The 14,051-nt window shown below is 45.5% G+C and carries 12 protein-coding genes; 2 read left to right on the top strand and 10 right to left on the bottom strand.

Features of this window, described 5'->3' with window-relative positions; translation table 11 throughout:
* Nucleotides 1–28: 28 nt before the first annotated feature.
* Nucleotides 29–892: an AraC family transcriptional regulator gene (locus tag BFI01S_RS06775; RefSeq protein ID WP_061791927.1), complete on the bottom strand. Its 864-nt coding sequence runs from the start codon at nucleotides 890–892 to the stop codon at nucleotides 29–31.
* Nucleotides 893–1,273: 381 nt separating this feature from the next.
* Nucleotides 1,274–3,361: a catalase gene (locus tag BFI01S_RS06770; RefSeq protein WP_061791926.1), complete on the bottom strand. Its 2,088-nt coding sequence runs from the start codon at nucleotides 3,359–3,361 to the stop codon at nucleotides 1,274–1,276.
* 450 nt (nucleotides 3,362–3,811) lie between these two features.
* Between BFI01S_RS06770 and BFI01S_RS06765 the strand changes: the two genes are divergently transcribed.
* The gene (locus BFI01S_RS06765) at nucleotides 3,812–5,071 is read left to right on the top strand and encodes an ATP-binding protein (RefSeq protein WP_061791925.1); all 1,260 of its coding nucleotides are present in this window, start codon (nucleotides 3,812–3,814) and stop codon (nucleotides 5,069–5,071) included.
* Between the two features lie 41 nt (nucleotides 5,072–5,112).
* Here BFI01S_RS06765 and BFI01S_RS06760 read toward each other — a convergent pair whose 3' ends face one another.
* The 5 genes from BFI01S_RS06760 to BFI01S_RS06740 form a co-directional block, all read right to left on the bottom strand.
* Nucleotides 5,113–5,706, bottom strand: coding sequence for a histidine phosphatase family protein (locus BFI01S_RS06760; protein WP_061791924.1), 594 nt, complete (start codon nucleotides 5,704–5,706; stop codon nucleotides 5,113–5,115).
* A 96-nt stretch (nucleotides 5,707–5,802) separates the two neighbouring features.
* Nucleotides 5,803–6,324: a signal peptidase I gene (gene lepB, locus BFI01S_RS06755; RefSeq protein ID WP_061791923.1), complete on the bottom strand. Its 522-nt coding sequence runs from the start codon at nucleotides 6,322–6,324 to the stop codon at nucleotides 5,803–5,805.
* Complete coding sequence (locus BFI01S_RS06750; RefSeq protein ID WP_061791922.1) at nucleotides 6,317–6,859, bottom strand: DinB family protein; 543 nt, start codon at nucleotides 6,857–6,859, stop codon at nucleotides 6,317–6,319. Before BFI01S_RS06750 ends, lepB begins: the two co-directional genes overlap by 8 nt.
* Nucleotides 6,860–6,917: 58 nt before the next feature.
* Nucleotides 6,918–7,742, bottom strand: a complete 825-nt coding sequence (locus BFI01S_RS06745; RefSeq protein ID WP_061791921.1) for an MBL fold metallo-hydrolase — start codon at nucleotides 7,740–7,742, stop codon at nucleotides 6,918–6,920.
* A gap of 96 nt (nucleotides 7,743–7,838) precedes the next feature.
* Nucleotides 7,839–8,237, bottom strand: a complete 399-nt coding sequence (locus BFI01S_RS06740; RefSeq protein WP_061791920.1) for a GNAT family N-acetyltransferase — start codon at nucleotides 8,235–8,237, stop codon at nucleotides 7,839–7,841.
* A 201-nt stretch (nucleotides 8,238–8,438) separates the two neighbouring features.
* On the opposite strand from BFI01S_RS06740, the gene BFI01S_RS06735 reads away from it, so the two are divergent.
* Complete coding sequence (locus tag BFI01S_RS06735; protein WP_061791919.1) at nucleotides 8,439–10,127, top strand: hypothetical protein; 1,689 nt, start codon at nucleotides 8,439–8,441, stop codon at nucleotides 10,125–10,127.
* A gap of 40 nt (nucleotides 10,128–10,167) precedes the next feature.
* Here BFI01S_RS06735 and BFI01S_RS06730 read toward each other — a convergent pair whose 3' ends face one another.
* The 3 genes from BFI01S_RS06730 to dctP all read right to left on the bottom strand — a co-directional run bounded on the left by BFI01S_RS06730 (nucleotide 10,168) and on the right by dctP (nucleotide 13,993).
* A complete protein-coding gene (locus tag BFI01S_RS06730) occupies nucleotides 10,168–11,013 on the bottom strand; it encodes an STAS domain-containing protein (protein ID WP_061791918.1) in 846 nt (281 codons plus the stop codon).
* Between the two features lie 77 nt (nucleotides 11,014–11,090).
* Nucleotides 11,091–12,404 (bottom strand): MFS transporter, encoded by a 1,314-nt coding sequence (locus BFI01S_RS06725; protein ID WP_061791917.1) that lies wholly within the window; start codon nucleotides 12,402–12,404, stop codon nucleotides 11,091–11,093.
* 299 nt (nucleotides 12,405–12,703) lie between these two features.
* Nucleotides 12,704–13,993 carry a C4-dicarboxylate transporter DctP gene (dctP, locus tag BFI01S_RS06720; protein ID WP_061791916.1) on the bottom strand — a complete coding sequence of 430 codons (1,290 nt, stop codon included), beginning with the start codon at nucleotides 13,991–13,993 and terminating at the stop codon, nucleotides 12,704–12,706.
* Between the last annotated feature and the right edge of the window lie 58 nt (nucleotides 13,994–14,051).

The raw sequence follows: 14,051 nt of genomic DNA, 5'->3' as shown, positions 1-14,051 counted from the left end.
CAGATATGGCGTCTGCAGGTTTTCCTGTTTATTTTACCGGGATCCAGATCTCTGAATAATAATCAGAATTGGAAGCATCACCTGCCGTATAGACTTCCAGCTCCGGTGCAGCAGCATGTTCATAGCCGCTGGATGGAAACCATTCTGAGAAGATTTTTTTCCAGGTGTTTTGCATGGCATGCGGCATGGCGCCATGTACTTCAAATACCGCCCATTTGGAGGCCGGGACTTCCAGGCACTCGAAGCTGTCAGGCTTTTCGCCTTTAAAGCTTGCCCCGATCCAATAATCCATGCTGTCAGGCTTCTTGCTGCGGTTATCGACACACACACCGAGAACTCCTTTAATCTCGCCATTATTCAGCATAAATAGCTTGTCAGCAGTCCCGTTGCTATTCACTTCATCCCACATTTTCGGGATGCCGGCCAGATTCTCTTCATTGCACAATGAGAACTCCCTTTTGATTCCTGCTACTTGGAAAGCTTCTTTTTTGACAATTGCATATTGCATTGGTTCTGCCCCTTTCAGACTCACCTGAATTACCAGGCGGTTATATGATTTCAGCTTTCCGGAGAAATTTCTTGCTTCAGTCGGGGTCATGCCATGCTGCCTGCGGAAAGCCTTAGTAAAAGCCTCGGGAGTGTCATAGCCGTATTTATAGGCAAGATCAATCACTTTGCGGTCTGTTCGGACCAGTTCCTGTGCTGCGAGGGTCAGTCTTCTTCCCCGTATATATTCGCCCACCGGCATATCCGTCAAAATGGCGAATGTACGCTGAAAATGAAATACGGAGGAGTTGGCTTCCTCCGCGGCTTTCCCGATGGAAAGATCCTCATCCAGCAAATGCTCCTCTATATAATCAATCGCCTTCTGCAGCGATACGATCCATGACATTACTGATCACTCCCTTGATTATATCCTACCTTTTTCTCTTTTTGTCTTCCTGTCATTTTTTGCTTTGTTTTGGCAGGTTTGTATTAAAGAATTCTTATTTTAGAAGGGGAATACCTGCATGTTGGGAAAATTTTATGCGGCTGCTGGCAGACCGGAGCAGAATTATGAAAATAGCGGCCAAAATGGGGGATTTACCGGCCTATTTTGCCGTTTCACCGGCCAAGTTTAGGAAAATACCGGCCAAAGTGGGGAATTTACCGGCCAAAATCACTTCATCATATTTATCGGTCAGTTTCCAACTATATCGGTCAGTCCTTTATCTATCAAGAAATCAGAAAAAAGCCAGCCTCCCCATAACGGGCAGCTGGCTTCGATGGCACCTTATATGGCACGTCCCCAGTGCCGGTGCATGGCAATGCTATTAATTAAATTTTCGCTTGCGGATGCATCGCCGGCTTTGATTTCGACGATTCCCATTTCCGATAGGGTTTGTGATTGCCCCAGCGTGTTCATTGCTTCTGGAGGCAGCAGTTCGGCTCCTTCGCCGCCAAACGCAATGGTTTTAAGATGCTTGTAGGCTTCGCTGACGAATTCCTTGGCCTGCGGCACCTTCTTCAGGGCTTCAGCACTTTCTTTTCCTCCTGCCACATAGATGCCGTCATACATTACTGAGTGAGAGGTCAGGAATGTTTTCACTGCTTCCAATTCTCCGCCGTCTCCTTTGATCATGCCCAGGTTTTTGCTGACAATCTCCGGCATGATTCCTGCACCTTTCAAAGCTTCCATTAAGCTTTTGACTTCAGAATAGTTGAATCCATTATCAGCGAGAATGGCGACTTTCCGGGTCTTAGGTGATTTAGCTGTGTTCATTTGGCTAAGAGCAGGCGAAGAGAGCGTCACTTTGGATTCATTCGCAGCATCCGGCACTTTTACGCCAACTCCGAGGGCAATTTGCTCGGCAAGGAAGCTATCCACATTGCTGAACATGTCTACAACCTGCTGCTTCACATCCTTGTTCATCACCTTGCCCACTTCAAAGCGGAACGCCTCGATCATATGCTGCTTTTCCACTTCAGACATGCTGTTCCAGAACATTTTCGCCTGGCTGTAATGGTCTTTGAAGCTGTCGCTGCGCTCGCGCACCTTGCGTCCTTCGACTTTTTCCTGGTAATGAACATAGCCGCCCTCTTCTGCTGTGGCAGGGCTTGGATCATTATTCTGCATCGAGTTTTTATGATAGGCAACCGGCCCTTTATTAATCGTCATGCGATGGTAGCCGTCATACTGATTATTGTGGAACGGGCAGACCGGACGATTGATCGGGATCTCATGGAAGTTCGGACCGCCAAGGCGGATCAGCTGGGTGTCGGTATAGGAAAATAAACGTCCCTGCAGCAGCGGGTCATTTGAAAAATCAATGCCAGGTACGACATGTCCCGGGTGGAACGCGGCCTGCTCTGTTTCAGCAAATACATTATCCTGGTTACGGTTCAGGGTCATTTTCCCGATGATCTTAACCGGGACCATTTCCTCCGGCCATAGCTTTGTTGCATCCAGAATATCAAAGTCAAAGGAGAATTCATCTTCCTCCTCAATCATCTGAACTCCAAGCTCAAATTCAGGGTAATTCCCCATTTCGATGGCTTCCCAAAGATCACGTCGGTGGAAATCCGGATCCTTTCCGGCAAGTTTTTGGGCTTCATCAAAAACCAGGGAATGTGTGCCCAGAACAGGCTTCCAGTGAAATTTCACAAAACGTGCCTTGCCCTGCTCGTTCACAAATCGGAACGTGTGAACACCAAAGCCCTCCATCATGCGGAAACTGCGCGGAATGGCACGGTCTGACATCGTCCACATGATCATATGGGCTGTTTCAGTATTGTTGGCGGCAAAATCCCAGAACGTATCATGGGCCGTTGAAGCCTGCGGCATTTCGTTATGCGGCTCCGGCTTGAATGAATGAACGAGATCCGGGAATTTGATGGCATCCTGAATGAAAAACACCGGAATATTATTGCCGACTAAGTCGTAGTTGCCTTCTTCGGTATAAAACTTCGTTGCAAAGCCGCGGGCATCACGTACAGAGTCTGCCGAGCCGCGGGAGCCTGCAACTGTGGAGAAGCGAACAAAGACCGGGGTTTTCACAGATGGATCCTGCAGAAACTTTGCCCGGGTATATTCTGCCATGGGTTCATACACCTGGAAGTAGCCATGTGCGCCAAACCCGCGGGCATGAACAACCCGCTCAGGGATACGCTCATGGTCAAAGTGCGTCATTTTTTCCCTGAAGTGAAAGTCCTCCATCAAGGTCGGGCCGCGGGAACCAGCTTTTAACGAATGTTCATCCTCCGAAACCTTGACTCCCTGGTTCGTTGTCAGCTTCTGGCCTGAGTTATCCACATGGAATTCCTCGAGCTGCCTGTCCTTACTGTGCTCATTTACAACTTTGTTTTGCGGATCTTGTTTCAAATGTTCATTCCTCCTTATATTTAAGAAGCAAATGCTTCTGGATTACGGTGTATGTATTTATAAATTGAAGTACCCTAAATTGAAGGAGCTAAACTGCAAAATAAAAAAAGGCAGCTGGAAACTGCTTTCTCATCAGGCTTGTGAGCTGATCTCAGCTTTTGGCTGATCCGCGTCTCTCAACAAGTGGATAAAGGTCCTTTTTTGCAGATGATACAGAATTAACACCAAAATACTTCCGCCGCTTGCAGCAACCAGAATCCAGACAGGCATCTTTTCAAGTAAGAAGCCAATGAAGACATGATGCTGTTTGAATTGCCCATTAGAACGGGAAAACCTTTAAAATTTTGTTTTTTTCTGACAATATTATATAAAAAAAGCAATTGAGTATTGTCATAAATAGTAAAACAATATAGAATTTTCTTATAACCTCACGAAGAGGCAGGTGAAACGATGGAAATTACAAAGCATCTTTTCTTTAATCTATCGCTCTTGATCGTTATCTTGTTTGTTGTGCTTGTATGGGCGGAAAAAAGTTCTAAATTCCGATTTTCCAAAGGCTGCTCTTTTGTATGGCTTTTGTTCATGATCTGGATATGCTTTCAGTTTTCCTTTCAGACAAGCCCGCATTATTTTTTTGATTTACGATTGATACCTGTCATCATCGGCGGTTTATATGCGGGGGTCGGCCTCGCATTGGCCGGGTCTGTGATTTTGATGAGAAGTTTTTATGGAGTAGAGCCTGGATTTTATTCTAATATTCTTTTATATTTGCCCTTGGGAATCTTTCTTTGGAAGCTCTATCCCTGGTTTTGGAAGCAGGTGCCCCGAAAAAGGATTCGCTTTTCGGTTATCATTACCCTGATTTTAAGTGTACTGACGGTCATGGTAATGGAAATATGCGCACCTTCACAAAATCGGTTCGATGCCTGGTTTGCCTATTTGATGATACCTCCATTGGGTGTCTTTATGATTACATATGTATTTGAGTTTGCTAAAAGAAATTTGGATATGCGGGAAAATCTCGTCCGGACCGAAAAACTTGAAGCTGTCGAGCAAATGGGTGCAGCCATCTCCCATGAAATCCGCAATCCCCTGACAGCCGCTATCGGATTTGTACAGCTTATGCAGGAGCAGCGGCTGCCACCGCGAAAAAGGGTGGAGTATTTGAGCATTGTGAAGGCTGAGCTGGAGTCAGCGGAGCAGGTCATCCAGAACTATTTAACTTTTTCTAAGCCATCCTTAGATAAGATTGAGGAAATCAATGTAAAAAAAGAACTCATGCAGGTAATGAATATATTAAAACCGACAGCCAACCAGAATTCCGTCGAGATCAATGCCCACTTTACCCTCCTCGGATCAATTAAGGGGGATCGGCAAAAATTCCACCAATGCTTCTTGAATGTAATTAAAAATTCAATCGAGGCTATGCCGCGCGGCGGTCAGTTATACATAGAAACGCACTACAACAGCAGCCAGATCACCATCGAAATTAAAGACACCGGCGTGGGCATGACTCCCGAACAGCTTCAGCGCCTGGGAGAACCCTACTATTCTACTAAAGGCTCCAAAGGAACCGGCCTTGGAATGATGGTCGTATTCAGTATTGTAAGAGCCATGGATGGCCATGTCCGGGTCAAAAGCGAAGTCGATAAAGGAACTGTTTTCAGCTTTACTTTTCCGAATTATAAGTCGGAAATACATAAGGATTAACAAAAAAACAGCAGGGGTTCCTGCTGTTTTTTTATAACTTATCATGATTCAATCTGCTCTGCCTTCAAATGCTTCGTGCAATTATACAGCTCACAGTTCCACTTGCTTTCTTTTATTAAAAGTTCAGTGATGGAGGTGTTTTTCGGCGGAGTGGAAAGGTCTGTCTGCGGAACCAGTTCTCTTAACAGATGGCGAATGAAGGAGCCGTGGCTAACGATCAAAACGTTTTCGCACGGATGCTTTTCTGTAATCTCCTGCAGGAAGCCAAGCCCTCTTTTTATAACACTTTCTTTCGGCTCAAAACCAAGGTCCATTTCACGCCAATTCTTGCCCCATTTCTCAAGACGCTCTGGTTCGGTCGTACCTTCAATTATCCCGCCGCCCACTTCCCTTATTCGGGGATCGAGGTGAAGGGGAATGGAGCCGTTTCTCTTCTGAATGGCCTCTGCCGTCTGCCTTGCCCTTAGGAGATTACTGGAGTAAATCACATCCCAGTTTTCGCCGCTAACCCGTTCCGCCAGGCGTTCTGCTTCAGCCAATCCTTCTTCATGGAGAGGAATATCCGAGCTTCCCTGTGCCCGGCCCTCCTTATTCCAGGCTGTAATCCCGTGTCTGATCAATCCGATTTTTGTCATATGTAAACACGTCCTTTCTTTTGACTTGATTGTTATTCTATTAAAATAGGCGTTCCCTCATCCAAATAAAAAGAGCGGTGCTTGCCGCTCCTGCAGTTAATCTACTTTTCTTATGCTTGTAAAAGGATACCAGACAAATTCACTGACGCCGATGATGCGCTCTTTCTCAATAAAGCCGAGCCCATTTCGGCTGTCCAGGCTGACAAGGCGGTTGTCCCCCATGACGTAATAGTGATCACTCGGGACCGTGAGAGGGCCGAAGTCACCGGTCAGTTTGCTGACAATCCCTTCTGCTGCTTCGCGATTTTCAGCAAGGTAATCTTCCTGCCACTGCTGGCCGTTAATATACAGCTGATCATTCTTCATTTCCAGTTCATCGCCGGGGAAGCCTATTAATCTTTTTACATAGTTCTTTTCATCGCCCCTGATGATGACAATATCGCCTCTGTTCAGTTCTTCAAATTTATTAACAAAGATTTTTTCCTCGTCATGAAGGGTCGGATCCATGGAGGCTCCTTCCACATAGTACGGTGAAAAAAGAAATACCCTGATGACCAATGCGATTCCAAAGGCTATCAGAAGGGATTTCAGCCAGCTCGCTATTTCATGCTTATTCATGTGCTCCACCAAAGCTTTCTGCACCCATATACCGGTCTTTGATTAAGGTGCGGTGATGAAGTTCATGTCCGGCAATAATATAGGCAATGGCCCTGGCGGTTACCCCGGTGCCGTTCGCATTCCCTCGCCTTAGCAGTGCCTCATCATCCAGGCTTTTCAGTAAAGCAATCGTATTTTGGCGAACCTGGGACAGCTGCGCTGAAAGCTCCCCAATGCTGAAGTGGTTGAATTTACCATTCTTTACATACTGGTTATCATCATAGCCCGGCAGCTTGGCCATCTCCCCTCTGCCAATGCAAAGCAGGCGGTAGCTCATGATGCGTTCAGTATCTGTGATATGGCCGATCACTTCCTTAATCGTCCATTTTTCCGGAGCATAGCGGAAATGTGCCTGGTCTTCATTCAGATCTTTTACCAGCATTATTGTTTCCTTCATTTGTTCATCGAGGATCTGCAGAAGATCCCCTTCCGGTATAGAGCTGACATATTTCTCATAATACGGCGCATATTCATCCGATTCAGGTTTTTTTAACATCTCGTTCCCTCCCTTTCTATTACCTTATTTTACTAAATTCTCATATAAAGAGCCAACTTCAGGTCCGAGAAAGCTCGCCCCTGATTGCTTTGATATACCGTTCGGCTGACCGCTGCACTGCAAGGTCTGCCTCTTTTTCTACCATTCTGTTAAACGCATTGTAAATCCGGTCAAATGACAGCGGTTTGATTTTGCCGGCCATCCGTTCAACCGTTTCGGCGGGAAGCGGAATGAGGTTCGGGTAGCTGTACATGAAGCTGACCCACTCCCTGTCCGCAACGACCTGAATGATGTCGCCGGTGAACATGACGCCTTTGCCCTCATTCCCATTTTCCCAATGAAGGACAGCACCGCCTTTAAAATGGCCGCCAAGGCGGTGGATGACCAGGCCATCAAGAAGCTTGAGACTTTCTCCGCTCCAGAAAATGATGTGATCACTTTCCCTAATCACCCACTCCCTATCGTCTTCATGGATGTAGATCGGCACATTGAATGCTTCCGCCCACTCAACTTGTGCTGAATAATAATGAGGATGGGACAGTGCGATCGCGCTAATTCCGCCCAGTTCTTTTATGGTTTCAATCGTGTACTCATCAAGGTAGGTAATGCAATCCCACATCAGATTAAAGCCATTATGCTGAATGAGATAGGCTGTCTGGCCGATGGCAAACTCCGGGGCTGTTTTCAAGCTGTAAAGATTCGATTCCTCCCGCTTTATTTCATTCGTATAATTTTGGCTTACAGTCATTTCATGTAAAGTAGTCCATTCCTGACCGCCGGGTCCCACGTACTGGCGCTCTTCCATGCAGATCGGGCAGCTTTCAGGCTGATGATCGCATGGAGGAAATTGCGTTCCGCACGTTTTGCATATATATTTTTCCATAGATATGGCCTCCGTTTCTCATACTGTTTATATTAACCATTTTAATACCGGAAACGTTCTGTTAAATCGCTGTTTCGGATGAAATCGGCTACAGCTTTAGTCTGAGAACTTATACTTTAAGCCTAAGGTAAAAACCTCAAAGCCCAGCTTTTCGTAGTAGCCCGCATTCTCTTCCTCGGCCAACAGCTGTAAATGCAGCCGGGCCTTCCTGCACTCTTCTGCAAGCCTTCGCACCATTTCCTTGCCGATCCCCCTGCTGCGATAATCTGGATCAACGATTAATCCGCAAAGATAAGCATTAATCACTCCGTCTGAAATAATGCGTCCTGTCCCGGCCGGGCACTCTCCATCATAGGCACTGATTACAAGCCAGCTCTGCTCCATCGCCTTATGCAATTTGTCTTTTGGCACCTTCAAAAAATCATTCCAGCCGTCATTTTCATATAACTGAAATAACTGATCCTGATTCGGTATGGCCAATTTATATTTGATCATAAAAATTCTCCTTAATAAGGGATTCTAATCCTATTCTGGTTCAAGGCGGAAAAATCCTCTTCATTTAAACGTTTATGCACCATTGATTCACAAGATTCTCCCTAATACAATGCAATGGCCGATACAAGTATCTGCTTTATGAAACTTTTTTGTCTGCCGCCCGTATTAAATACTAACGAACTTTTTTTAGGAGAGATTCTTATGGGGAATATTTTTATTTTTTCACTGATTGCCGGACTGGCGGTTGCTATCCTGCTGATTCCGTTCAGCTATAAACCGAAGGCAAAGGCAAAGGAAAAAGAAGGCAGGAAACTGGGGACCGGAATTATGGCCGGCACCGCCGCTGTATCTGTGCTGCTTGTTTTTGCCGTGTATTATTTCACCAATCTGGACCGGAACTTGACCAGCTTATGGCTGTTTGCGGTTATCGCTTCATTAATTGGAGCTGTTCTTGCGACAGGCAGGGAACGAATGATAAAAACAGGTGTGTTTGCCGTCAGTCTGATTGCAGGGATTTTCTTTCTGACAGCTTTTCTGTTTAATGCAGATGATAAATACGAGAGTGCCAAAATGAAGGAAAAAACGGAAATTGAGACATTTGATGAAAAAGAAACACCGGCGAGCGTGCCTCCTAAGTTTGCGCGCAATAAGATGAAAAAGGCTTTCGGGCAGGTTCCGAACACGAGTTATTATGAACTTGGCAGCCTTCAGATCCAGAAAGTCAATGGAGAGTATGTTTATATAGCGCCTGTAGAGTTTTCGGGCTTTTTCAAATGGTGGAATGGGGATAAGACACCAGGCTATTTTACAATTAGCGCGACTGATTCCTCAGCTAATCCAAAGTTTGTGAAAAGTGATATGGTGTACACACCATCCTCTTATTTTAATAAAAATTTAGAGCGCCATATTCGTATGCAGTATCCGCAGGCCATCTTTTACGGAGATGTGCAGCTGGAAGTGGATGACGGCGGAAAGCCGTTTTATATCCGTTCATATGGAGAATTCATTTCCGCCCGTAACGGCTTTGATGTTCAAGGGGTGGTCATGGTTGACCCGCTGAACGGACAGACGAAGTCTTATAAACTTGCGAATGTGCCGGCTTTTATTGATGGAGCAGTTTCACCTGAGACGGTCAGTCTGCAGAACAGCTATTTCGGAAATTATGTCCATGGCTTCTGGAACAGCAAATTTGGAAAGTCCGATGTAAGGCTTCCATCGGATGAAGGAACGGAAGCCAATGTGAGTCCGATTTTTGATGAGAATGGCGACATGTATTACTTCACAGATTTTACGAGTCCAAAAGAAGGCGTTGATTCAATGCTGGGCTATTCTCTGACAAATTCAAGGACGGGTGAAGCGACCTTCTTTACTGGCAATCTAGAGGAATCATATATGGATTCACAGGGTGCCCTCCAGATTATTGAGAAAAAATTCATTGAGAAGAAGTGGAGCGGCGAAATGCCTGTTCTGTATAACTTCTACGGGGAAGCGAGCTGGCTGACACCTGTTCTTGATGCTAACGGATTCCTGCAGAACTACTTTATTGTATCAGCTGCCAACCCGGAAATATCCGCTTATGGAACGACGCCAAATGAAGCATTGCGTTTGTATAAAACCGCTCTGCAGCGGGGCGGCGGCAGGGTAGACGGAAGCTCGAAAGCAGAGGAAAAACAGATAAGCGGCACTGTGGTGCGGGTGTACAAGGAGAAATCCGGTGATTTCACGGTCGTATCATTCCTTCTGGACAACCGCCAGAGCTATGTGGTTTCATCTGAAACCGTGCCGATGGCCATTTATCTGCAGGAAGGCGATCAGGTGGACGTGAACTTTCTGGATACAGGTGAGGCCTTCCTTCCAGTGAAGGAAATGAGTATTAAAGGATTGGAATAGAAGCAAAAACACGATGAAGACATCCTTCATCGTGTTTTTATTAACCTGCTATTATGTTCGCTGATTTAATGGCACTGGATAGCGTGGATTTGATGCTGACGTGATCAAATGACAAACCGAGCTGTACTGCGGTCTGGGCAATTTCCGGTCTTAAGCCGGAGATTGTGGTCTTTACGCCGATCAGGCTTAGCGCTTCAATCAGCTGGAATAGCTGATGGGCTACCATGGTATCAATCATGACTACGCCTGAAAGGTCAAGGAACAGCTGGTTGACGCCTAATTTATTGCATTGCTGAAGTGTATTTTCAAGCATGATTTTCGCTCGTGCTGTATCAATATCCCCGACAAGAGGCAGAAGTGCGATATCTTCTGTCAAAGAAATGACCGGGGAACTGAGTTCAAGGATTAAAGCCTGCTGAGCCTGCAGCCTCTTCTGGGAATGGTTATTATATTCTTCCGTGAACCAGGTAACCACTTCCCCAATGGTTCTGATAATCATCCTGCGCCATAAGGCAATTTGTTTTTCATCATATTTGCCCTCGCCGGTTTCAACGAACTGCTCAAGCAGGTTCAAATACTGTTCCTGGGTATTGAAGAACTCCTGCAGAATCATCTCAAGAGGCGTGCGGAGATGTTCATCATCCTGCGCCACTTTGACAATCCAGCTTTCCAAATCATGAAAGAACGCTTCTTCTTCTTTATGGAAGACTTCGGAGAACTGCTTGTGAAATTCATAATTTTGCTTTTTGACTTTTTCAATTACAGCGGGGTCTTCCGATGTATAAATGCCGCCGCTTTCTTCTTTGTTCACATTTTTATACCATTCTTCTGTTAAATCCCAGGTTTTCTCAAGGAAAAATTGATAAAGATCATGATTACGATGCATGCCCGTCTCCCCTAACCGAACTGTTATTTCATATTTTTATTTTAACCGAAGAGAAATAAAGTGTCATTTTTAAGCTCCTACCTATTTTTGGCCAATTCCCTGCTGTTTGCATACTGATAGTCTGCCCCCTGCCTTGGAAGCATTATGCTTAAGGCTGATGCGAATACCAGAAGAATGATGGATGCTATGAAAGAACTGTCATAGCTGCCTGTCAGATCAAATAATACACCAGGGACGAAGGAACCAATAGCAGAACCCAGCTGATGGCTCAAATAGATCCAGCCGATTACCCCTCCGGCGGACAGATGCCTGAAATATTCCGCAGCCAGTTTCATGGTTGGTGCGACGGTGGCAAAATTGACAATCCCAAAGCTGATGGCAAACAGAATGAGCAGATGGGACTGAGTGACGAAAAAGCCAAACAAGGAAGCATCATTTACGATGATGAGCAGAAACACAATGGTTAACGCCCGCACTCCATAGAGAAAGGCAAGGATTTTCCTGCAATTCCACTTATCTGCGAGGAGCCCCGAAACGACAGTTCCAAGAATATTAAAGCCCGCCAGCAGGCTGACAGCGGCTCCAGTGACGCCAGGCGTAAAGCCGCAATATTGGGCAAAGGGAATAAGATGCGTATCCATCAGGCCAGTAGTGGTGACGCCGCACACGAAAAATGGGAGCATGAGAAACAGGAATTCTTTCCGCTTTAAGAGCTTGAATATGGATAGCGTTCCTTTTGATGCTTCCTTTTTTCCCTGCTTCCCCTTCTCACTTTCACTCACTTTCGCTCCATAAGCATCGATGTGCAGATCAGCCGGGTTCGAACGGATGAAGAGCAGAAGAAGAGGGAAAATGAGTACAATCAAAAAACAGCCGAGCAAAAGAACGGTTGTCTTCCAGCCCAGCTGGTCAATTAGGAATAACGACAGCGGGACGAGAATAAGCTGTCCTGCGGCTGTGCCTGCAGACATCAGGCCCATGGCCATACCCTTTTTATCGGCAAACCAGTTCGCCACTGCCATCGTTCCCGCTACATTGGATGCACCGCCAAAGCCTACAGAGGCGATCACGCCGTAGATAATCATCAGCTGGACAGGATTGGTGGTAAAATAGGTGAGAAGTGTTGAAAAGCCAATAACCAGTATACTGAATGACAAAATATAACGGATGCCGTATTTATCAATCAGCCGGCCGACATACGGCTGTGAAATGGCAAAAACAATATAGCTGACAAAGGCAATAAAGGATATAACACTGCGATTCGCGGAAAACTCATGCTCCCATGGCGCCATAAAGGCACCGAACGACAATCGCACACCCTGCGCAGCAAGCAGAGCCAAAAACGTCAGCACTAAAATTACCCACGCATAATGAACCTTTAAGCGCTTCACGATGTGAACCTTCTTTCCGGTGACAGGCACCTATACCAGTTGGGCCAAGTGGTATAGGTGCCTGTCACTTTTTTAAAAATAATCATACCATATATTTTTTATAACTTTCTAAATTTTGTTTGCATTTCGCGTTTATTCAACAATTTGCTTTTCAATCAAACGTTTGATTGAAATGACAAGAAAGCACTCCCATTTCTGATTTTTCCCCGGGAAATAGCTGCAGGAATTGTCGTCTTCTAAGCGGGGTTTTCGACAATAAATGAGGAAAGGCCATCCCCCTTATCGGAATGGCCTTCCATTTATACTGCCTGTTTTTGCTGTTCCTGCTTCATTAACTTCATTTCACTGATGGCTCTCTTCGCCTTATTTTCATCAAATTCATTTTCACTCTTAGCTACAACCATGGTGGCGATTCCGTTTCCGATCAGGTTCACGATCGCTCTTCCTTCACTCATGAAGCGGTCTACACCAAGAAGAAGCGCCAATCCTTCGAGAGGAATAACCTGCAGGGCTGCAAGCGTAGAGGCCAATACGATAAATCCGCTGCCTGTTACACCCGCTGCTCCCTTTGAAGTAAGCATTAATACTAGCAGAATCGTAATCTGCTGGCCGATTGTCAGATCCACACCGAACACCTGGGCAAGGAAGACAACAGCCATGGAAAGGTAAATCGATGTACCATCCAGGTTAAAGGAGTACCCTGTTGGAATAACAAGACCCACAACCGATTTGGAGCAGCCGATGCGCTCCATTTTATCCATCATTCTCGGAAGCACTGATTCTGATGAACTTGTGCCTAATACGATTAGAATTTCATCTTTGATGAACTTCAGATAATTCCATAAGCTGAATCCGTACATTTTGCAGATAATATTTAAAACAACAAAGATAAATAAGAACATCGTCACGTACACGGAAATCATCAGTTTGCCAAGCGGAACAAGTGATGCCAGTCCGAAATGCCCGATTGTATAGGCCATGGCTCCAAATGCTCCGAGTGGGGCTGCCTTCATGACATAGCCGATAATTTTAAAGAAGACTAGTGAAAGCTTATCCAAAAATTCAATGACGATTTTGCCCTTTTCACCAAGAGCGGCCAGACCGACACCAAATAGAACAGAAAAGAATAATACCTGCAGAATATCTCCTTTTGCAAAGGCATCCACCATGTTGGAAGGGACGATATGTGTCACAAATTCGATCCAGTTAATGCCCTCACCGCCATTGGATGTATACTGTGAAACATCTCCTTTTTCCAATTCATTAAAGTTCAGGCCTGCACCTGGTTTAATTACATTAACGACGATCAGACCGATCATTAAAGCTAGTGTAGTAACAACCTCGAAATAGATGAACGCTTTACCCCCAACCTTGCCGACTTTTTTCATATCACCCATTTTCGCGATTCCAAGGACGATGGTCAGGAAAATAATCGGGGCGATGACCATTTTGACTGCGTTGATGAAGGTATCGCCGACCGGTTTCATCTCTTTTCCGACTTCCGGCCAAATCAGCCCGACCATGACACCGATAAAAATAGCCGTTAACACCTGAAAGGTTAAATTCTTATAAATCCGCTGCTTCTTCACTTTTATCTCAGCTCCTTTTTTCTAACTATTCATTCTATTAGAAATGATAGCGTTTTCA

Source organism: Cytobacillus firmus NBRC 15306, from assembly GCF_001591465.1.
In the GTDB taxonomy this organism is placed as follows: Bacteria; Bacillota; Bacilli; order Bacillales; family Cytobacillaceae; genus Cytobacillus; species Cytobacillus firmus.
This window is presented reverse-complemented; position numbering and strand designations above follow the sequence as displayed.